Source organism: Erythrobacter ramosus (assembly GCF_009828055.1).
Taxonomy (GTDB): Bacteria; Pseudomonadota; Alphaproteobacteria; order Sphingomonadales; family Sphingomonadaceae; genus Erythrobacter; species Erythrobacter ramosus.
Window position 1 is genome coordinate 1,040,035 of sequence record NZ_WTYB01000001.1, and the last position, 20,642, is coordinate 1,060,676.

Annotated in this window: 19 protein-coding genes, 1 tRNA gene and 1 pseudogene; 13 read left to right on the forward strand and 8 right to left on the reverse strand. The window is 64.5% G+C overall.

The window, feature by feature from the left end; genetic code table 11:
* Positions 1–96: 96 nt before the first annotated feature.
* Positions 97–333 (forward strand): annotated as a pseudogene (locus GRI59_RS15790) (DUF2155 domain-containing protein); the annotation flags it as partial.
* A 35-nt stretch (positions 334–368) separates the two neighbouring features.
* On the opposite strand, the gene aat reads toward GRI59_RS15790, so the two are convergent.
* Positions 369–1,169 (reverse strand): leucyl/phenylalanyl-tRNA--protein transferase, encoded by an 801-nt coding sequence (gene aat, locus GRI59_RS05260; protein ID WP_160760101.1) that lies wholly within the window; start codon positions 1,167–1,169, stop codon positions 369–371.
* A gap of 94 nt (positions 1,170–1,263) precedes the next feature.
* On the opposite strand from aat, the gene GRI59_RS05265 reads away from it, so the two are divergent.
* The 5 genes from GRI59_RS05265 to GRI59_RS15620 all read left to right on the forward strand — a co-directional run bounded on the left by GRI59_RS05265 (position 1,264) and on the right by GRI59_RS15620 (position 3,117).
* Positions 1,264–1,339 (forward strand) — tRNA-Trp (locus tag GRI59_RS05265).
* A gap of 279 nt (positions 1,340–1,618) precedes the next feature.
* On the forward strand, positions 1,619–1,771 hold the full coding sequence (locus tag GRI59_RS15615; protein WP_183363505.1) for a hypothetical protein: 153 nt from the start codon (positions 1,619–1,621) through the stop codon (positions 1,769–1,771).
* A gap of 197 nt (positions 1,772–1,968) precedes the next feature.
* Positions 1,969–2,211: a preprotein translocase subunit SecE gene (gene secE, locus GRI59_RS05270; protein WP_160760102.1), complete on the forward strand. Its 243-nt coding sequence runs from the start codon at positions 1,969–1,971 to the stop codon at positions 2,209–2,211.
* Between the two features lie 57 nt (positions 2,212–2,268).
* Entirely contained in the window at positions 2,269–2,805 is a 537-nt protein-coding gene (gene nusG, locus GRI59_RS05275; RefSeq protein ID WP_160760103.1) for a transcription termination/antitermination protein NusG, read from the forward strand.
* A gap of 138 nt (positions 2,806–2,943) precedes the next feature.
* Positions 2,944–3,117, forward strand: coding sequence for a hypothetical protein (locus tag GRI59_RS15620; RefSeq protein WP_183363504.1), 174 nt, complete (start codon positions 2,944–2,946; stop codon positions 3,115–3,117).
* A gap of 178 nt (positions 3,118–3,295) precedes the next feature.
* Here the strand turns inward: GRI59_RS15620 and GRI59_RS05280 are convergent, their stop codons facing one another.
* Positions 3,296–3,967 carry a PspA/IM30 family protein gene (locus GRI59_RS05280; RefSeq protein ID WP_160760104.1) on the reverse strand — a complete coding sequence of 224 codons (672 nt, stop codon included), beginning with the start codon at positions 3,965–3,967 and terminating at the stop codon, positions 3,296–3,298.
* Positions 3,968–4,458: 491 nt separating this feature from the next.
* Here GRI59_RS05280 and rplK point away from each other — a divergent pair, with 491 nt between their 5' ends.
* The 3 genes from rplK to GRI59_RS05295 all read left to right on the forward strand — a co-directional run bounded on the left by rplK (position 4,459) and on the right by GRI59_RS05295 (position 6,187).
* Entirely contained in the window at positions 4,459–4,890 is a 432-nt protein-coding gene (gene rplK / locus GRI59_RS05285) for a 50S ribosomal protein L11 (RefSeq protein ID WP_160760105.1), read from the forward strand.
* Positions 4,891–4,894: 4 nt separating this feature from the next.
* Positions 4,895–5,587, forward strand: a complete 693-nt coding sequence (gene rplA, locus GRI59_RS05290) for a 50S ribosomal protein L1 (RefSeq protein ID WP_160760106.1) — start codon at positions 4,895–4,897, stop codon at positions 5,585–5,587.
* Between the two features lie 282 nt (positions 5,588–5,869).
* The gene (locus GRI59_RS05295) at positions 5,870–6,187 is read left to right on the forward strand and encodes a hypothetical protein (RefSeq protein ID WP_160760107.1); all 318 of its coding nucleotides are present in this window, start codon (positions 5,870–5,872) and stop codon (positions 6,185–6,187) included.
* Here GRI59_RS05295 and GRI59_RS05300 read toward each other — a convergent pair.
* The 4 genes from GRI59_RS05300 to GRI59_RS05315 are packed head-to-tail and all read right to left on the reverse strand — an operon-like array spanning position 6,146 to position 10,422.
* The gene (locus tag GRI59_RS05300) at positions 6,146–7,045 is read right to left on the reverse strand and encodes a GNAT family N-acetyltransferase (protein ID WP_160760108.1); all 900 of its coding nucleotides are present in this window, start codon (positions 7,043–7,045) and stop codon (positions 6,146–6,148) included. The genes GRI59_RS05295 and GRI59_RS05300 overlap by 42 nt on opposite strands.
* 9 nt (positions 7,046–7,054) lie before the next feature.
* A complete protein-coding gene (locus tag GRI59_RS05305; RefSeq protein WP_160760109.1) occupies positions 7,055–8,035 on the reverse strand; it encodes a polysaccharide deacetylase family protein in 981 nt (326 codons plus the stop codon).
* 57 nt (positions 8,036–8,092) lie between these two features.
* Positions 8,093–8,854: a competence/damage-inducible protein A gene (locus GRI59_RS05310; protein ID WP_160760110.1), complete on the reverse strand. Its 762-nt coding sequence runs from the start codon at positions 8,852–8,854 to the stop codon at positions 8,093–8,095.
* Positions 8,855–8,913: 59 nt separating this feature from the next.
* Positions 8,914–10,422, reverse strand: a complete 1,509-nt coding sequence (locus GRI59_RS05315) for a flavin-containing monooxygenase (protein WP_160760111.1) — start codon at positions 10,420–10,422, stop codon at positions 8,914–8,916.
* 128 nt (positions 10,423–10,550) lie between these two features.
* On the opposite strand from GRI59_RS05315, the gene GRI59_RS05320 reads away from it, so the two are divergent.
* Both GRI59_RS05320 and GRI59_RS05325 read left to right on the forward strand, forming a co-directional pair.
* A complete protein-coding gene (locus GRI59_RS05320; protein WP_160760112.1) occupies positions 10,551–12,608 on the forward strand; it encodes a TonB-dependent receptor in 2,058 nt (685 codons plus the stop codon).
* A gap of 205 nt (positions 12,609–12,813) precedes the next feature.
* A complete protein-coding gene (locus GRI59_RS05325; RefSeq protein ID WP_237440669.1) occupies positions 12,814–15,369 on the forward strand; it encodes a TonB-dependent receptor in 2,556 nt (851 codons plus the stop codon).
* 369 nt (positions 15,370–15,738) lie between these two features.
* Here the strand turns inward: GRI59_RS05325 and GRI59_RS05330 are convergent, their stop codons facing one another.
* Both GRI59_RS05330 and GRI59_RS05335 read right to left on the reverse strand, forming a co-directional pair.
* Positions 15,739–16,902, reverse strand: a complete 1,164-nt coding sequence (locus tag GRI59_RS05330; RefSeq protein WP_160760113.1) for an acyl-CoA dehydrogenase family protein — start codon at positions 16,900–16,902, stop codon at positions 15,739–15,741.
* A gap of 30 nt (positions 16,903–16,932) precedes the next feature.
* The gene (locus GRI59_RS05335; protein ID WP_160760114.1) at positions 16,933–17,706 is read right to left on the reverse strand and encodes a crotonase/enoyl-CoA hydratase family protein; all 774 of its coding nucleotides are present in this window, start codon (positions 17,704–17,706) and stop codon (positions 16,933–16,935) included.
* Between the two features lie 115 nt (positions 17,707–17,821).
* Here GRI59_RS05335 and GRI59_RS05340 point away from each other — a divergent pair, with 115 nt between their 5' ends.
* Positions 17,822–19,090: an acetyl-CoA C-acetyltransferase gene (locus tag GRI59_RS05340; RefSeq protein WP_160760115.1), complete on the forward strand. Its 1,269-nt coding sequence runs from the start codon at positions 17,822–17,824 to the stop codon at positions 19,088–19,090.
* Positions 19,080–20,618: an acetyl-CoA acetyltransferase gene (locus tag GRI59_RS05345; protein WP_160760116.1), complete on the forward strand. Its 1,539-nt coding sequence runs from the start codon at positions 19,080–19,082 to the stop codon at positions 20,616–20,618. The genes GRI59_RS05340 and GRI59_RS05345 overlap by 11 nt, the downstream gene beginning before the upstream one ends.
* Positions 20,619–20,642 lie beyond the last annotated feature (24 nt).

Below are 20,642 nucleotides of genomic sequence, written 5' to 3' on the forward strand. Positions count from 1 at the left end.
TCCCAGAACGAAGCGGTGGTGGTGCCGCTGGGTGATGCCAGCCCCGTAGCTGCGGCCAGCCCGGCCGCGCCGGTCAATGATTACGGCGCGACCCCGATGAACGAGCGCATCGCGGTGCTCGGCCTCCTCAACAAGCGCAACAATGTCTCCGAAGAGATCAAGCTGAAGCCCGGCGAAAGCCGCGAGATCGGCCCGGTGATCGTCCGCGTCTCCGCTTGCGAGCGCACCGCGCCATGGGAAATGCCGCAGCAGACTGCGGCCTTCGTGCAGGTCGATATCAAGGGCCGGGGCGAAGCGCAGCACAAGCGCGTGTTCTCAGGCTGGCTGTTCCTCGAATCGCCGAGCCTCAACGTGGTCGAACACCCGGTCTATGATGTCTGGGTCAAGGATTGCACGATGCGCTTCCCGGGCGAGGAAGGCTCGGCAGCCCCTTCGCCCGAGCCTTCGGGCAAGCCTGCCGCGCGTCCGTCGGCCACGCCCACGGCGGCACCCAGCGCGGCTCCGACTCCCGACGCATAGCCCCGGCTGAAGTGGCGCCACGCGGTGCCGAGGCTGTCACGCGGCTGTCCCTGCGCCCGTTCCACCAACCGCCGGTAATCCGCTTGCGCCAGCTCGGTCGCACCCATTGCGCGCAGGTGCTCGGTCATGAATTGGCAGTCGAGCAGCGCGAACCCGGCGCGCCGCATCAGCGCCACCAGCCACGCCAGCGCGACCTTGCTCGCATCGGGCACCCGGCTGAACATGCTCTCCCCGCAGAACACCCGGTCGAAGCTGACCCCGTAAAGCCCGCCCACCAGCTGCGGCGCGCCATCTTCGCCCGCTAGCCAGCATTCGACCGAATGGGCGTGCCCGGCGCGGTGGAGGCCGATGTAGCTCTGTACGATCCGCTCGCTGATCCAGGTTTCGGGATGATCATCGCGCGGCTCGGCGCAGGCGCGGATCACCTGTTCGAACTCGCGATCGACCGTCACGGTGAAGCGATCCGCGCGCAGCACCTTGCGCAAGCTCTTGGAGAGATGCAGCCCGTCCAGAGGGATGATCGCCCGGTCACGCGGCTCAACCCAGAACACCTCGGCATCTTCGCGCTTGTCCGCCATCGGAAAGATCCCGCTGCGATAGGCCAGCAGCAGGGTCTCGACAGGGATGGGAGGGCGGATCGGCGCGTGCATGGTTGCAGCGCACAATACATGGCCGCGCGCGATGAGGCAAAGAGCATTGCCTATCGGATAAGCCTTCGATAAAGGCACCGCTCCAACGCGCTGCAGGGGTGTAGCTCAGTTGGTAGAGCATCGGTCTCCAAAACCGAGGGCCTGCGGTTCGAGTCCGCACACCCCTGCCATTGTTGTTTGTGTTCCGCATCGCCTCCGCGATGCGAAATCCTCGCTCATGCGACCTGAAGGTCGCGTCGCTGCGGGCGGCCGGTCGGCCTTGCGGCGCATTTGGCGCCGATTCTTCCGCCTCCTTTAGAGCTTGTCCTTGTGACAGTGCTGCCTTTTGCGCGCTCGGCGCCGAAAGTCGTCCGACGCCCAATCCGCACCCCACCGTTCATCCTCCCGCAAGGCGAGCCGTGTATTCCTGTCGACGAACCGATTGACTGCCCTCGCACAGGAGACACAGGATGAGCGCCTATACCTTCCGTTCCTCGCGGCCCGATCAGTGGGTCAGTCCGCGTCCCACCCGCGATCCGGCGCGGGGGCGGGCGATTCATGGTCCGCTCCAGCCGATGCAGCCGAGTGGCAGCCTGATCGCCCGCCTGTTCGGGATGCACTGAGGCGCGCCGCCCGCGCACGCATCCGCTGCCCAAGCATTCTTGCATTTGCGCTGTCCCGCGCGTAAGAGCCTCAGCGTCTTATCCGACATCGGTAGATCTCCAGCCCCTCCGGCGACCTTGTCCCGGGCGGCGCGGCCCCCTACCTGAAAGCCGCCTCGGACAGGACGTGCAGGCATTACGCGAAGGAACGGGCTATCATGGCCGATCAGAAGAACGCCGAACTCGGCAAGGTTGAAGAGAAAAAGCGCAAGACCTCGCCCGGCGAGTTCTTCAGTCAGGTCAAGGCCGAGACGAACAAGATCGTCTGGCCGACCCGTGAGGAAACCGTGCGCACGGCGATCTTCGTGTTCATCTTCATGATGATTCTTTCGATCTTCTTCCTCGGTGTCGATACCCTCTTCGGCGCGGTCGTGCGCGGCGCGATCAGCCTGCTGCAATAAGGCGCGCGGCGCTCAGCATTTCTCTGCCCGTCAGATCTCTATTTCCAAGGACTCTCCATGGCTCGCTGGTACATCATCCACGCTTACTCCGGTTTCGAGAACAAGGTTCGCGACGCGATCATTTCGGAAGCTGAACGTCTCGGCCTGTCCGAAGGCGTCGAGGAAGTGCAGGTTCCCACCGAAACCATCACCGAAGTGAAGCGCGGCAAGAAGGTGCAGGTCGAACGCAAGTTCATGCCCGGCTACGTGCTGGCCAAGCTCAACCTGACCGACGATGTCTACCACCTGGTCAAGAACACCCCCAAGGTGACCGGCTTCCTCGGCTCGATGAACAAGCCGCAGGCGATCTCGGAAAAAGAAGCCTCGCGCTATTTCGGCGGCGTTGCCGATGCGCAGGCCTCGCCCAAGCGCGAGATCAGCGTCGATTACGAGATCGGCGATTCGGTCAAGGTGCTCGACGGCCCGTTCGCCAGCTTCAACGGGATCGTGGAAGAGCTCGATTTCGACAAGGCGAAGGTCAAGGTGTCGGTGTCGATCTTCGGCCGCGCAACCCCGGTGGAGCTCGATTTCGAGCACGTCGAACTGGCGAAGTGAGTTTTTCGCTCGCCCCTCCGGGCGAGCGTCCTCGGCGCTGTTCCTTCGCTACGCTACGGGCGCCTGCGGGCGTGCGGTCGCGCTCGCGGCCTCTACTAGGCCGATACAGCGCTCACTTGGCGAGGCAGTAGAGGGTTGATGCAGACCTCGCCCGGCATCTGCCAGCGCAAGCGCCGCTATGAGACCCGCGAGGAAGCGGATGCGGTGGCGGTGCGGGCGGATGTGACCTTGCGCACCTACAAGTGTGCGCTGTGTCACCAATTCCACCTCACCAGCCGGACCAAGGGGCTGAGGGTGCCTCGCACAATCTGAATACATCAAGCCAAACCTGCCGTCGCCCCGTGCTTGACACGGGGTTAGGCTTTTCTTGCGGGCGAACGCTCGCAATCATCTCGAGCCTTGGCACGCTGCGAGCAAAAGATAGCCAAGCCCCGTGTCAGGCACGGGGCGACGATGGGGGGTGGCGGGGGGTGGCGGGGAGAAGCCGGTTTCAACCCCGCTTCTTGCCCGCAGCCTTCTTCGCCGGTGCAGCGGTCGCCTTCAGCGCCGCCAGTTCTGCCTCGATCGCGCTCGCCTTTTGCAGGCCCGCAATCTCGTCATCGAGCGAGGCGGGTGAGGGGGCTTCTTCAGGCACATCCACAAAACCGGCGCGACGTTTCAGCGCTTCGATCCGGTCGATGCGGCGGTCGACATGGGTGTCGGCGCCGGCAGCAGCGGGCTGTGTCGCGGCTTCGGCCTTGACCAGTTCGGCGATGCGCGCGGTGATGGCGGTGCGTTTGGCCTCAAGGTCGGCGATGACGGCGGTGGCCTCGGCGATTTGGTCGCCCAGCGCAGCGGCGCTCGCGGCGGCGTCAGCGGCTTTGGCACGCTCGGCCTCGCGGGTCAGCAGGGCGGCGCGGGCGAGGTCTTCGCGGCCGTGATCGATCGCGATCTTGGCCTTGCCGGTCCATTCCTCGGCGCCCGCAGCCAACCGGGCAGCGGTATCGCTGAGCCGCTCCCGCTGGCGCTTGGCCCGCGCGGCATCGCCGTGGAGCGCGATCAGCGTTTCTTCGATTTCGGACTGGAGCAGCCGCAGCATCTTGCGCGGCTCGCCCGCCTTGCTGACGAGGCTGTCGACATTGCTCGAAACGATTTCGCGCGCACGGATGGCGATAGTGATCATGTCGTTCCCTTGAAACTCTGAGGCCGGGCAACCTACCCGTCAGCCTGTAAACATTGTTCTAATTACTGAAAAATGTGAAGGCCTTCTGAAACATCGCACTGACAAGCCTTGGCGCGGCGACAATCGGGCTTGGTCTGTCGCCTTGCGCCGGGCCGGGCCTTTGGCGATTTTCCTACTCGGCCAGCCTCCGTTACCAACGCCGCGATGCCCCACCTGCCGCACCATCCCCTGCCGCGCCCGCGCCCGGAAGGTTGGTTTTTCGGTTCCTGGACAGTGTCTCATGTGTCTCCAACAGGCACCAAGCTGAACGGCCAGAAGGGCGCGCGGGCTTGCATTGCGCGGCAGAACCGCTATGCGCGCGCCTTCGCTGGCCCCTGAGGTCGGTGATTCCGTGCGGGAGCCTCTGCAATGCACGAAGCAGAGGCGCTGGACCGCTTAACATGAGCCCGGATGGAAACAGCCGGGCAACAGTGCGACAGGAGTAAGGCCACATGGCCAAGAAAATTGAAGGCTATATCAAGCTGCAGGTGCCCGCGGGCTCTGCCACGCCGTCGCCGCCGATCGGCCCGGCGCTGGGTCAGCGCGGCGTGAACATCATGGAATTCTGCAAGGCGTTCAACGCCGCCACGCAGGAAATGGAAAAGGGCATGCCGATCCCGACCGTGATCACGGTCTACGGCGATCGCTCGTTCACCTTCATCACCAAGACCCCGCCCGCGTCGTACTTCCTCAAGAAGGCGGCTGGCCTGAAGTCGGGTTCGAAGGAGCCCAGCAAGATTTCGGCCGGCACCATCAAGGAATCGCAGATCCGCGAGATCGCCGAAGCCAAGATGGCCGATCTGAACGCGAACGACATTGATCAGGCGATGAAGATCATCGCCGGTAGCGCCCGCTCGATGGGCCTCGAAGTGGTGGAGGGCTAAGCACATGACCAAGATCACCAAGAAGGCGAAGGTTCTGTCCGCGCTGGATCGCGAAAAGCTCTACACCGTCGATGAGGCGCTGGCTGTGCTGCGCGAGTACAAGACCAAGTTCGACGAAACCGTCGAAGTGGCCATGAACCTCGGCGTCGATCCGCGTCATGCTGACCAGATGGTCCGCGGCATGGTCTCGCTGCCTTCGGGCACCGGCAAGGACGTCAAGGTTGCCGTGTTCGCGCGCGGCGACAACGCTGAAAAGGCGCTGGCTGCCGGGGCTGACAAGGTTGGCGCCGAAGACCTGATGGAAGACATGCTGGCGGGCAACCTCGATTACGACCGCGTGATCGCCTCGCCCGACATGATGGCCGTTGTCGGCCGTCTGGGTAAGACGCTGGGCCCCAAGGGCCTGATGCCGAACCCGAAGCTGGGCACCGTCACCCCCAACGTCGCGCAAGCGGTCAAGGACGCCAAGAGCGGCCAGGTCGAATACCGCGTCGAAAAGCAGGGCATCATCCACTCGGGCATCGGCAAGCTGAGCTTCACCGATGACGCGCTGAAGGCGAACTTCAAGGCGCTGACCGAAGCGGTGGTGAAGTCCAAGCCTTCGGGCGCCAAGGGCAAGTATGTGCGCAAGGTCACCATGACCTCGAGCATGGGCCCGGGCCTGAAGGTTGACCTTTCGGAAGTCGAAGGGGCGTAATTTGCGGGAGGCGAGCGCGTCTGCGCTCGCCTTTCCTCGCTCATGCGACCTGACGTTCGCGTCGCTGCGGGCGGCCGGTTGGCCTTGCGATCCCCTTGGGATCGGTTTGCGGTGGTGAGTTGATTAACGGAAGGGTCGGAAGGCGGTTGCTTTCCGGCCCCTTCTCTTGGGCGGGATCAGTCATTCTCCCCACTTGTCTTTGGCCTGCGCCCGCCCATCTTCTTGATGACGACGCGGGTCCTCTCTCCTCCCCCGGCCGCGTTTCATGAAAGAGGTTGCCTGATGCCCTTTGCTTCCGAACGGCTTGCCGGTTGGCTCTCGCCCAAGTGGTTGGTGGCTGGCGTTGCGCTGGCTGCTGATGGGTTGCTGATGAGCTACGACCTGCGCCTCGGCATCGCGGCGAGCGTGCTGCTCGGTGTGATTGCGGCGATGTGGCTGTATCTGGCGCTGCGTTACGGATCGCTCAGCGGTGCGCCGTCAGGCCGTTCTGCGCTGGTGGCGCAGGTGCGCGTGCAGGAAAGCAACCGCCGCCGCGCGGCTGCGACCATGCGCGGCAAATCAGGCCCGCAGCAGAGCGCGGATCCGTCCCAGCGCCCCTGAACGCTCCGCCAGCGCCTTGGCGCCGAGCACGCTCGCATCAAACCCCGCCCGCGCGCCTAGCAGCGTGCGGTTGGCCAGAGTCGGCTCCAGCAGCACGAGGCTTGAGCACGCCGCTGCATGGGTGCCGAACATCTCCTTGTGCGCGCCGTCGCCCTCGGTGAAATCGAACCAGCGGTAGCGCTCCTCGGCAAACAGGCGCTCCAGCGCGTCCATCTGGAGAACTGTGCCAACCGACAGCCGTGCCCAATTCGGATCATAGCCCAGAAACGCATAGACCAGCGTCTGCCCGGCAAGCGGCAGCGACAGGTAAGCGACCGGCTGTCCGCCCGCGTGGAGCAGGAAGGCGCGCATCTGGTCAGCCTCGGCCGCCTCCAGCATCGCGCGGCGCGCCTCGGGGCTTTTGGGCAATCCGGCGTCGAGCAGCCGCGCCTGATAGGTCCGCGCCGACAGCGGCAGAGCGGCGGCGAGGAAGGCTTCGATCTCCGCCGGGGTGCGGTGTTCGGTGACGGTGTAGCCGCCTGCTTCGTCCGCCAGCTTGCGCGCCTTGCGCCGCAGGGTCGAGCGGGTCTTGCCCGAGAACTGCGCCATGTAGTCATCGAAGCTCTGGCTCATGTCGATGTAGTGACGGCGGTAATCCTGCCGCCCGCCGGCGATGAAACCGGGGTAGCGTGCGGTGATCTCGGCGAGGCGCGCGGTCGGGGCGGAGAGCACGCGCACCCCGTCACGCCCGCTCGGCGGCACGGCAGGCAGGGCACCGGCGAGCACATCCTCAAGACTGAAGGCCCAGGTGGCAAGCGCGCGCGGGACACTCAGCAGGCGGCGTGATCCCACGGTGAAGTCGATGGCGGCGGTGCCCACGGCGCGTCCCTAGAGTGCGCCGTAGAGCGCGTTGGAGACGAATTGTTCGGCCATCCGCCGTCCCGTTCGCATCGCATTGGCGGGAAGCGGCTGGCTGGCGCGCATGTGCGCGCGCACGCTGGGTGGGCTGTCCGCATAGGTGCCGGTCGTCACCCCGGGCATGGCCTCAAGCGCCTTGACCAGCCCGGTGAAGCGATGACGCACCACGCGGTTGGCGGCCAGCTTGCGGCGGTTGATCAGTTCGAAGGAGTGGCTGACGAGCGTGAAGGTCTCCTGCCCACTCGCCGCTGCATGGCGGATCGCGGCGAGCATCTCGCCCAAGGAAAGCGCGGTGATCTGGGCATGGCGCTGCCCCCCGCCCATGGCGCCGATGCTGCCGACGGGGACTTCGATCACGCCCATATGCTCCAGCGGATTGTGTACGTCCGGGCCAAGGCCGATCCGGCATGCGCTCTGGCCGACCATCGCCGGGCAATGGCTCGTGTCATAGGCGATGCCGAGGCTGGCGAGCGCGCGCAGGGTATCATCATTGGCGCCGTAATTGCCCGCCCGGAACGCGACCGGCGCGGGCGCGCCTGCGGCCATCAGTGTGGTGCGGGCATAGTCGAGGATCTGGCATTGCTCCTCGAGCGGGAAGTCGGCGAGGTTCTGCCCGCTGCGCTTTGACGCGAGCAGATTAGCGTCTCCGGCCAGGCCGAGCCATTCAGTGTGGCAATGCAACTGCACGTCCTGCCCGGCGGCGATGATGGGGGCGACAATGTCTTCAATCGCGGCCACGCCCCACACCAGCGCGGGCATGGGATCGACGAAGAACACCGCTTTCTGGCCGTGGCGGGCGAGCAGATCGAGCTTGTGCGCAACGCCCGCCGGGCCTTGTGGGGTGTTGCAGGCGATCGAGCGGGCAAAGTTGTCCGCCCGGTCGGCCGCGCCCGGCCCGCTGTAAAGCCCCGAGGAATACTCGGTATCAATCGTGATGAAGACCCGCGTCATGACCCGGGCTGTGTAGCGCAAGAGGGTTAAGAGCGGGTGATGATGTGTCTTGGCGCGCTAGATCCCGCCGGGCGTGACGGCGTGGCCGTTGCCGGTAAGGCCGTCCGTCAGGCTGTCGGAGCAGGCCTTGAGGTCTTCGGCGCTGACCGAGCGGATCACGAAATTGGCTCCGACCCGGCCTTCGCGGAAGAACGGGTAGGAGCCGATCTGGCAGGTGGCGTGCGCGGCTTCGGTCTGGCGCAGCAGCTCGGCGACCTCGCTTTCGGCGACCCAGCAGCCGAGCGTTTCGGACAAGAGCGGCGCGCCGCCTTCAAGCTGACCAGTGAGCGCATCGAGCATCCCGGCAGTGATGTGCGGCACGCCCGCCATCAGGAACAGGTTGCCGCGCCGGATACCGGGCGCGCCCGACATGCGGTTGGGGATCAGTTCCGAACCTTCCGGTACCCGCGCCATGCGCAAGCGGCCCTCGTTGAGGCCGCCGCGGGTTTCGTAATAGCGCTCTAGCAGCGCGCGCGCCTCGGGGTGGATGACAACCGGAACGCCGAGCGCGGCGGCGACGGCATCGACGGTGATGTCGTCATGCGTCGGCCCGATCCCGCCGGTGGTGAAGAGGTAATCATAGGCGAGGGTGAGCGCATTGACCGCCTCGACAATCCGCGCCTCGACATCGGGCACCACCCGCACTTCGGCGAGGCGGATGCCCTGCACCTGCAACCACGTCGCGACCTGCGCGATGTTCTTGTCCTGCGTGCGGCCGGAGAGGATTTCGTCGCCGATGACGATGAGTCCGGCGGTCCAGATTTTTTCGGGAGAGGTCATGGGGGAGGATTAGGCGAAGGCGATCGCAATCGGAAGAGATTACCGCCCGCCTTTCGACCTTATTCCGCCGCTTCCAGCTGCTCCTCGCCCCGCTGCGCATTCGCACCTGCGCGGGTGAAGGTCAGGATGCCGTCGGTCAGCGGATCATCCTTCATCCGCTTGCGGTCGACGACATATTCCTGATTGAGCCGCCACGGATAGCTGACCGAATTGCGCGGCATGATGTGCTTGCCGCGCTGGATGTAGCCGGAGGAGAAATCGAACACATCATCTTCGGTAATCGCCGCCTCGCCAGCAGGTGTTAGTACCGGGGTGGCGATGGTCGTGCCGGTCTTGCGCATATGTTCTAGCACCCGGCACACGTAATCCGAGTTGATGTCAGCGCGCAGAGTCCAGCTCGCGTTCAAATAGCCGAACACCACAGCAAGGTTGGGCAGGTTCGAGAACATGCAGCCCTTGTAATAGAACCGCTGGTTGAATTCGACCGGCTCCCCATCAACCGAAATCGCGATCTTGCCGGCGACCGCCAGCTTAAGGCCTGTGGCGGTGACCACGATATCGGCCGGGATGAACTGGCCATCGGCCAGCGCTACACCGCCCTTTTCGAACTTGGCGATATGGCCAGTGATGACGTCGGCCTTACCTGCCTTCATCGCAGTGAAGAGGTCCTGATCCGGCACCAAGCACAGCCGCTGTTCCCACGGGTTGTAAGGTGGGGTGAAGCTCGCCTTGTCGTAATCCGGGCCGAGCGCTTCTTCGATCTTCTTGTAGAGCGCGTCCTTCACCTTCTGCGGATTGTCGCGCGCCAGTTTGAAGCTGAAGTCCTGCATCTTGATGTTCTTGAACCGGGTCAGCCGGTAAGCGAGCTTTTCCGGCAGGATCTTGCGCAGGAAATTGGCAATCGCGTCCTTGGCCGGGCGCGAGAACATCCAAGTCGGCGTGCGCTGGAGCATGGTCACATGCGCCGCCTCGCGCGCCATCGAGGGGACGATCGTTACTGCGGTCGCGCCCGATCCGATCACGACGACATTCTTGCCCTTGTAATCGAGGTTTTCGGGCCAGAACTGCGGATGGAGCACTTGGCCCTCGAACTCGCCGAAATCGAAGCCGGGATCATAGGGCTCGTCGTAATCGTAATAGCCTGCGCCAAGATAGACGAAGTTCGCCGTCATGTGAGTGCGCGAACCATCGGCCTTTTCCAGCTCGACGTGCCAGCGCGCGTCATCGTGGCGGAAGTCGGCGCTGATCACCTTATGGCCGAAACGGATGTGCTGGCGGATGCCGCGTTCATCGACGATCCGGTCGAGATAATCGAGGATCGCGGGCGCATCGGCGATGCTCTTTTCGTGGCGCCAGGGTTCGAAATCGAAGCCGAGCGTATGCATGTCGCTGTCCGACCGGATGCCGGGGTAGCGGAACAGATCCCACGTGCCGCCGAGATTGTCGCGGCGTTCGACGATGCAATAGGAATGGTGCGGGGCCTTCATCCCCATATGCGCGGCCATCCCGATCCCGGAAATCCCGGCACCGACGATCAGCACGTCGAAATCTGGCGGTGTTGCGAGCATGGCGGGCCCTCTCTCTCCCTTGTTGACATAGATGTAACCACAGCGTGCCTGCAAAAGCGAGTCTTGAATGGCAAAGTGCAACTGAGTTTGGGGTGACGTGGTGGGCGCGAGCGTATAGGCGACGCGCCATGACGATCCGCCACCGCCTGCTCGCCTCCGCCCTGCTTCTCCCCGCCGCCGCGCCGCTCGCCGCGCAGGACGAAGTGACTCTGCCGGAGGAGGCGCTTGAGGCGGACTCTATGGTTGAAGAATTCCCCGAAGAGATCATCGTCACCGGGCGCGGGCTTAATGCGGCGCTGTCGACCGGGATTTACGCCACCACGACACTGGAACGCGACGTGATCGTCGCCAGCCCATCGGGCCGGATCGAGGATGTGCTGCGCGGTGTCGCGGGGTTCCAGCAGTTCCGCCGGTCCGACAGCCGCTCGTCCAACCCGAGCGCGCAGGGCGTGACACTGCGGGCGCTGGGCGGCAATGCGACGAGCCGCGCGCTGGTGCTGCTCGACGGCGTGCCGCTTGCCGACCCGTTTTTTGGCTACATCCCGCTCTCCGCGATTGCGCCCGAGACGCTGGGTCAAGTCCGGGTGACGCGCGGCGGCGGGTCGGGGCCGTTTGGCGCAGGCGCGCTGGCTGGCACGATCGAGCTGGAAAGCGCCGGGCCGGATACCATCGCTCCGGTGCTCGCCAACGCGGCGATCAATGACCGGGGCGAGACCGAGCTGTCCGGCGTGCTGACCCAAAGCCTCGGCCGCGGCTTTGCCACCGCAAGCGGACGCTGGGACCGTGGGCAGGGCTTCTTCACCACGCCGCAAGATCAACGCGTCCCTGCCACGGCGCGCGCCGCGTTCGAGAGCTGGAACGCCGCTCTGCGCGCCGCCGCGCCGCTCACCGACACGGTCGAAGTCCAGGCCCGCATCGCCACCTTCCGCGACGCGCGCACGCTGCGGTTCGAGGGCGCGGACTCCACCAGCGCGGGCGAGGAAGCCTCGATCAGGTTTGTCGGGCGGGGCGATTGGGCCTTTGATGCGCTGGCCTATGTCCAGACGCGCGACTTTTCGAACATCGTGATTTCCTCGACCCGCTTTACCCCGACGCTCGACCAACGGCGCACGCCTTCAACCGGTATCGGCGGTAAGTTCGAACTGCGCCCACCGATCCTCGAAGGCCACGATATCCGAATCGGTGCGGACTTCCGCCGTGCTGATGGCGAGTTGCAGGAAGAGGCAATCAATGCCGTCTCGGGCGCGATCACCGAACGCCGCCGGGCGGGCGGGTCGACCAGCAATCTCGGCATTTTCCTTGAGGATGATTGGCAGATCGGCCCGCTGCTGATTAACGGCGGTCTGCGCGCCGACCGGAGCAGCATCACCGATGGCTTCTACCGCGCTGTCAGCGCGAATGGCGTGCCGGTCAGCACCCTCACCGCGCCTGGCCGCAGCGACTGGACGGTCAGTTGGCGCGCGGGCGCATCGTTCAACGCGACCCGCCGCCTCGATCTGCGCGCGGCGGCCTATACCGGGCTGCGGCTGCCGACCCTCAACGAACTCTACCGCCCCTTCGTGGTATTCCCGGTCGTGACCGAGGCCAATGCGGCACTTGAGAACGAGCGGCTCGAAGGCTTCGAAGTCGGGTTCGACTGGCAGCCGGTCAATGCGCTCGTGATCTCGGTCACCGCCTTCGACAACGAGGTCGAGAACGCCATCGCCAATGTCACCATCGCCCCCAATCTGCGCCGCCGCGAAAACCTGCCTGCGATTGCGGCGCGCGGGATCGAGGCGAACGTGGCGGCGCGGTTCGGCGCGGTCAGCGTTGAAGGCGCGCTCGCCTGGACCGATGCCGCCGTGCGCGGCGAGGGCACCTCGCTTGACCTCGACGGCAATCGCCCGGCCCAGACCCCGGAGCTCGCCGGAAGCCTGACACTCGGCTGGGAGCCGGCCGCAGGCTGGCGGATCGCTGGCACGCTGCGCCATGTCAGCGCGCAATTCGAGGATGACCGCGAGACTGACCGACTCGCTCCGGCCACCACAATTGACGCTTTTGTGGCCGCTCCGCTCGGTAAAGGCGTGTCGCTGATTGTGCGCGGCGAAAACCTGACTGACGAGGATATCGTCACCCGCAATCAGGGCGGATCGATCGATCTCGGCGTCCCGCGCACATTCTGGTTGGGTTTACGTTACGGCTTCTGACATCTCCACAATGGCCTGTAATAATCTTGCGGCCCACAAGGTCGGCGCGAAGTCATGCTGCGCCGCAACACAAGATGTGGCATTTTTGCTACTGTCGGCTATAAGTTGACTATGACTCTTGTTAGGGCGTGCGACACTGATAGGTTCCGCCCCACAACCCATCACCGGCATCAAGACCGGACGGTTTTGTGGAGAGAGGAAAGCCATGACGCGCAAGTTCGCACATATCGCCTGCGGCCTGTTGGCCTGCAGCGCGCTGACCACCCCTGCCTTTGCGCAGGATACTGAGACCGAAGCCCAACCGGTCCGGGACGACAACGTCATCATCGTGACGGCAACCCGCCGCGCGCAGGACGTGCAGGACATCCCGTTGGCGGTGACGGCGATTTCGCCGCAGCAGCTCGATAACCAGGGCGTGGTCAACATCCAGCAGGTCACGGCGCTCGCCCCGAGCTTCAGCAGCTCGCAAGCGCAGCTTGCCTCCGGCTCGGTGGTGTTGCGTGTGCGCGGTGTCGGGACCACTTCGAACAATATCGGCTTTGAAAGCGCGGTCGGCATCTTTATCGACGGCGCCTACCAGTCGCGCCCCGGCGTTGCGCTCGGCGAATTTGTCGATGTGGAACGCGTGGAAGTGCTGCGCGGGCCGCAGGGTACGCTGTTCGGCCGCAACACTTCGGCAGGTGCTCTCAACGTCACCAATGTGCGCCCTGACGTCACTGAGTTCGGCGGCTTCGTGAACGCTGGCTACGGCAATTTCAACGAGGTCAGCGTGCAGGGTGCGGTCAACGTGCCGATCGTGCAGGACACGCTGGCGATGCGCGTCACCGGCGCTTACCGCCAGCGCGACGGGTTCCTCGATGTCGTCAACCGCACCGGCGCTAAGATCGGCGAAACCAACGATGTCGATCAGTGGCTGGTGCGCGGCCAACTTGGTTGGGACACCGAAAGCGGTCTGCGCGGCCGCATCATTGCCGACTACTCCAAGAGCAAGTCGAGCTGCTGCGGCGCAATCGAACTTTACCAGTCGCCGCTGGTGACCGGCGGGGCCTATGCCGCAGTTGGTCTGGGTGCCAATGGCGGCAATGGCCAGCCATCGGTCGCCACCAATCGTGACGATCAGGGCGCGTTCGAGCAGGCGATGGACAACCGCGTCGTCTCGGCCAATTTTGCCCCGCGCGCCGATATCGACAACTACGGCGTGACCGGCGAGCTGGAATTCCCGCTATCCGATAATGCCGACCTCATCTTCATCGGCTCGTACCGCAAGTATGAGAGCTTCGAGAATTACGATTCCGATTTCACCGCGCTGGACATCTTCAACGTCCCCGCGCTGAACCTCGAGATCGACAACTGGACCGCGGAACTGCGGCTTCAGGGTGAAGGCATGGAAGGCGCCCTTAACTATATGGTCGGCGGTTTCTATTCCGACGAAACCATCGACCAATCGGTCAGCTTTGCGCTCGGTTCCGATTTCGGCGAAAATGTCGGCGCGCTGCTGCGTGTGCCGACGGGAGGTGCGCTTGGGGCCAACCCTCTGACGGTGTTCACTGGCCGCGATCCGGCTGGCACCAGCAACACCAACCGTTTCCAGCAGGACGCCAAAAGCTACGCGATCTTCACGCACAACTCGCTGGAGATCACCGACGGGCTCGAACTGACAGTGGGCGCGCGTTACTCGTGGGAAGAAAAGTCCGGCGGGTTCACCCAGACGGCGATCAACAACCAGATCTGCCCCTCGGTGCTGGGCGCGCTCGGGAACATCCCGGCGGCCTTGCGTCCTACCTTCATCGGCCTGGGCTGCTTCGGCTTCACCGCGCCGGCCAACCTGCCGCAAGCCGCCGCGCTGCCGCTGGTGCGCACCTTCCAGTCGGACTTTGACGATGAAGAGCTGATCTACACCGTCAAGCTCGGCTATGAATTCAGCCCCTATGTGAACAGCTACGCCAGCTTCACCCACGGCTACAAGGCAGGTGGTATCAACCTCGATACCACCGCAGCGGTTGGCGGGGCAGACCCGACCTTCCTTTCGGAAGAGGTCGACGCCTACGAAGTGGGCGTGAAGGCGCGCACTGCGAATGGCGCGCTGACGCTGAACGTGGCGGCGTTCCTTGAGGAGTTCAGCAACTTCCAGGTGCTCGAATTCACCGGGACGGCCTTTGCGACCTTCAACGTGCCCAAGGCTGAAACCAAGGGGATCGAAATCGAAGGTCTGGTTCGTCCCAGTGACGAACTGACCCTGAATTTCGGCGCCACCTTGCTCGAAGCAAGCTACCCCGATGATTGCGCAGGTACGCAGACATCGGTGCAGGTGCTGTCGCTGTGCGGCAACGAACTGACCAATGCGCCGAACTTTGTCGGCCTGATCGGTGCCTTGTGGGAAAAGCCGATCAACGACTCGACCGAGTTCTTCTTCTCCGGTCAGGTTCGCATGGAAAGCGACCAGCGCACGTCGACTCAGGCGATCATCCTTCCGGGTGCTGCTGAAATCGCAGCCAACGGCGGGTTGCAGCAGGCGATCGACGCGGCTCCGCCGATCATCGCCGACATTCAGGACGGCAAGGCGTTCGTGAACCTGCGTGCTGGCCTGAAGTTCAATGACGGCGCCTATGCGATCGAAGGCTGGGTCAACAACCTGACCGACGAAGTGGTGCGCGGGGTGACCTTCAACACCACCCTGCGCGGTTCGGGCGCGGCCAACTCGCGTTCGGCCTTCACCCTGCCGCCGCGCCAATACGGCGTGACGCTGCGCGCCAAGTTCTAAGCATCAAGGCTTCGGCCAAAGAAGGGCGGCTCGGGAAACCGGGCCGCCTTTTTTGTGCCCTGTGGGCGAGCCGAGCGCCGAAGTTGACAAAGTTGACACCGTGTCAAGCGCCGATCTGGCCCAATAATGATGATAAATCAGTAGTTTGAGCGCGAAAAACAAAGTTGACACTTTGCTCGCCGCGGGGGGGGGAGGGGGTGCAATACCCCTTGCCTACGCAATGGGAGTGGGGGGAGCGGACGATGGGAAAGATCAGCCCGATCCATAGCCTGCGCCGCGCGTGTAGGAAAATCAGGTGCGATCCTGACCAGCCAGCCGAATGCGCTGCCTGATTGCCGCCCCCGCCGATGCGGCGGGGGCGCACCAATCTTACATCCCGCGCGCGATCAGCATCTTCATGATCTCGTTCGACCCGCCGTAGATGCGGGCGATGCGAGTGTCGCGGTACATGCGGGCGATGGCGTAATCATTGATGTAGCCTGCGCCGCCGTGGAACTGGAGGCACTTGTCGACCACTTCCGATTGCAGCTCGGTCACCCAATACTTGGCCATGCTTGCAGTCGACACGTCGAGCTTGCCTTCGAGCAGCTTGGCGATGCAGTCGTTGACGAACACCCGCGCCGCCGTGCCGCGCGCCTTGAGGTCGGCCAGCACGAACTGGGTGTTCTGGAAGTCCCAGATCGTCTTGCCGAACGCCTTGCGGTTCTTGACGTATTCGACCGTCACATCGAGCGCCTTTTCGATGCCCGCAATCGCGTTCATCGCAATCACGAGGCGTTCCTGCGGCAACTCGCCCATCAGCTGGTAGAACCCCCGCCCTTCCACGCCGCCGAGCAGATTGTCAGCCGGGATGAAGACATTGTCGAAGAACAGCTCGCTGGTGTCCTGCGCATCCAGCCCGATCTTGTCGAGCTTCTTGCCGCGCGCGAAGCCTTCCGCGCCATCGGTTTCGAGCAGCAGCAGCGAGATGCCCTTGGCACCTTCCGCCGGATCGGTCTTGGCGACGACGATGATGAAGTCGGCGAGCTGGCCGTTCGAAATCCAGGTCTTCGAGCCGTTGAGGCGGTAGCCGTTGCCGTCCTTCAGCGCGGTGGTCTTGATCGACTGGAGGTCAGACCCGGCATCCGGCTCGCTCATCGCGATCGCGCTGACGAGGTCGCCGCTGACGAGCCGGGGCAGGTACTTCAGCTTCTGCTCTTCGGTGCCGTGGCGCACGAGATAGGGCAGGATGATGGTGTTGTGCAGCGATGCGCCGAAGCCATCGACGTCGTGCTTGCCCTGTTGGTCGATCACCACCATGTCATGCCGGAAATCGCCGCCGTGGCCGCCGTACTCGGTCGGCACCGACACGCCGAGCAGGCCCGCTGCGCCCGCCTCGCGCCAGAAGTCACGCTCGACCATCCCGTCCTCGCGCCACTTCTCGACCCGCTTTTGCGGCGCGTGCTGGGCGTAGAACTTGCCGACCGCGTCGGCGAAAATGGCGATTTCTTCTTCTTCCATGAAGGCCGGCGGCGGCACATCGATGACGGGCATTTCTCTCTCCTGATCCCAAAAATTCTATGCTTACTTGCCCGTCCAGTTGGGCTTGCGCTTCTCGGCAAAGGCGGCTGCGCCTTCGCGGGCGTCATGGCTGACGAACACCGGGCCGATCAGCTTGCCCTGATTGGCGTAGCGATCTTCCATCGCCCAGCCGCGCGACTGCTTCATCACCTGCTTGGACACCTTCACAGCCAGCGGCCCGTTGGCGGCGATCTTCGCTGCGAGCGCCTTGGCACCGTCCAGCGCCGAACCTTCGGTCACTTCGTTTATCAGACCGAGCTGATAGGCGCGCTCCGCCCCGATGAAATCGCCGGTCAGCGCGAGTTCCAGCGCGATCCGCTCGGGGATTTGGTCGGGCAGCATCATGACGCCGCCCGCCGCCGCGACAAGGCCGCGCTTCACTTCGGGGATGCCGAACTTGGCGTTCGCGTTGGCCACCACGAGGTCACACGCGATCATCAGCTCAAGCCCGCCAGCCAGCGCATAGCCTTCGACCGCCGCGATCAACGGCTTGGCCGGAGGAGCCTGCACCACGCCGCCAAAGCCGCGGCCTTCAACCGAGGGCGTCTCGCCGCGCAGGAAGCCTTTGAGGTCCATGCCCGAGCAGAACGTGCCGCCTGCGCCGGTAATGATGCCGACCCGCAGATCATCGTCCGCATCCAACCGGTCCATCGCCGCGGCGATTCCCTCGGCAGCCGCGCGGGTCATCGCGTTCTTGGCTTCGGGGCGGTTGATGGTGACGATGAGGACGCCGTCCTCGACTTCAGTCAGCACTTCAGGGGCAGCGGTATCGCTCACGGCTCTCTCTCCTATCGAAAATGTGATTGCGATTTGAAACGCAATTCTTGTGCGACTGGTGCAGTGGGTTTACGGACGCGTCAACTGCAATTTCGCTAGATCGGAGAGGATCACCATGGCTGAAGCATACATCATCGACGCAGTGCGCACCCCGCGCGGGATCGGCAAGCAGGGCAAGGGCGCGCTGGCGGCCGAGCATCCGCAGCACCTCGCCGCGACCGTGCTGAAGGCGATCAAGGACCGCAACAATCTCGACACAAAGACGGTCGATGACGTGATCTGGTCGGTCAGCACGCAGGACGGGATGCAGGCGGGCGACATGGGCCGCATGGCCGCGCTTGATGCGGGCTTCGACATCACCTCGTCCGGTACCACGCTAGACCGCTTCTGCGGCGGCGGGATCACCAGCGTTGCGCTGGCGTCCGCTCAGGTGATGAGCGGGATGGAAGATTGCGTCATCGCCGGCGGGACCGAGATGATGAGCCTCACCGCCGCGATGTCGCAGGAGAAGATGCGCGCCGGGATCAAGCCGCCGATGATGGGCAGCTACAACGAGCGTCTCCAGAAGGTGCACCCGCAGTCGCATCAGGGCATTTGCGGCGATGCGATTGCCAGCATGGAGGGGTTCACCCGCGAGGATCTGGACGAGGTCGGCTACCGTTCGCAGCAGCGCGCCGCCGAAGCGATGGCGGCGGGCCGCTTTGCCAAGTCGATTGTGCCGGTGGTGGCCGATGATGGCACCGTGCTGCTCGACCATGACGAATATCCGCGTCCGCAGACCACCCGCGAAGACCTTGCCAAGCTGGAACCGGCCTTCCCCAAGATCGCCGATGTGCCGCTGGATGCCAATGGCACGACCTTCCGCAAGCTGATCAACCAAAAGTATCCCGATCTGGAGATCAAGCACTTCCACCACGCGGGCAATTCTTCGGGCGTGGTCGATGGCGCGGCGGCGGTGCTGATCACCTCGAAGGACTATGCGCAGAAGCATGGGCTGAAGCCGCGCGCGCGCATCGTCGCCACCTGCAACATGGGCGATGATCCGACGCTAATGCTCAATGCGCCGGTGCCTGCGGCCAAGAAGGTGCTGGCCAAGGCTGGCCTGACCACCGACGATATCGACCTGTTCGAAATCAACGAGGCCTTCGCCGTCGTCGCTGCCAAGTTCGTGCGCGATCTTGAGCTTGATTGGGACAAGGTCAACGTCAACGGCGGCTCGATCGCCTTGGGCCACCCGATTGGCGCGACCGGCTCGATCCTGATCGGCACCGTGATCGACGAGCTGGAGCGGCGCGGCGGTCGCTATGGCCTCGTGACGATGTGCGCGGCGGGCGGGATGGCCCCGGCGATCATCGTCGAGCGGGTCGACGGCTTTGTCGACTAACGTCCCGGATAACACCCCGGTCATCATCGGGGTGGGCCAATATTCGGAGAGGGTGGGCGAGCCTGGCTATGCCGCCCTCTCTTATATGGACTTGGGCGGCAAAGCGCTGGCAGCGGCGATTGCCGACAGCGGCGCGAGCGGGTCGGTGGCGGATGCCATCGACACCCTCGCCGCGATCCGTGCCTTCGAAATGTCGCGCCCGGACCGAAAGCCGCCCTTCGGTGCGGCGGACAATGTGCCGCGCGCGATTGCCAAGCGCGTTGGGGCGAACCCGGCGCGCGCGATCCTTACGACCACGGGCGGGCAGACCAACCAGCAGCTGGTGGGCGAGTTTGCCACCGCCATTGCGGCGGGGGAGAGCCAGTGCGCGGTCATCGTTGGCAGCGAGGCGATCTCGACGGTGCTTGCGCTGACGGCGAAGGGCGACATCCCCGACTGGTCGGAAGCCATCGGCGGCGAATTTGAGGATCAGGGCTTCGGGGTCGAGGAACTGATGGAGCCCGTACTGTTCATGCACGGCGCGAGCGGGGCGATCCCGCTTTATGCGCTGGCGGAGAATGCGCGGCGGCATAAGCTGGGCATGGGGCTGGAGGAATACCGGCTCGAAATCGGCAAACTGTTCGCGCCCTTCACCAAGGTCGCGGCAGCCAACCCGCATTCGGCGGCTCCGGTGGAGCGCACGGCGGAGGAACTCGCCACCGTCACCGACCGCAACCGCATCGTCGCCGAACCCTATCCGCGCATGACCGTGGCGCGCGATCAGGTGAACCAGGCCGCCGCGATCATTGTCGCTAGCGCCGGTCTCGCCCGCGCCTTGGGCGTGCCTGAGGACAAGTGGGTGCACATCCACGCCGTCACCGCAGCGACCGAGCTGAAGCTGTCGCAGCGGCCCGATCTGGCGGGCAACCCCGCCTCGCTCGCCAGCGTCGATGCGGCGCTGGCGCGGGCGGGGAAGGGCATCGCGGAGATGCGCTACATCGATTTCTATTCGTGCTTTGCGATCCCCGTGTTCAACCAATGCGATCACTTCGGCCTGTCGGTGGATGATCCGCGTGGCCTCACCCTGACCGGCGGCCTGCCCTTCTTCGGCGGGGCGGGGAACAACTACTCGGCCCACGCCATCGCCGAGGCGGTGCAGCGGGTTCGCGGGGATCGCGGCTCCTATGCCTTGGTTGGCGCAAATGGCGGGTGGATGAGCAAATATGCCACCGGCGTCTATTCGACCGACCCTGCCGACTGGAGCGCCAATGATCGCTTCGCCGTGCTGCCCAAGGCGACCGACAAGGTGCCCGTCGCGCGCGAACCGGTCGATGCCGCCACGGTCGAGACCTATACCATCAACCGCAGTCCCAAGGGGGCCGAGGCGATCTTCATCGGCCGCTCCGACGCGGGCGAGCGGGTGGTGGGCAATGCCGATTTGACTGACCCCGCCACCTCAGCGGCCTTCGAAAGCGGTGAGCCTTTCGGCAAGCGTCTCGCTCTGACGCAGGACGAGCGCGGGCGGACTTTGGGGCGGATGGTTACCTAGCCTCCGTTCGCCCTGAGCCGGTGT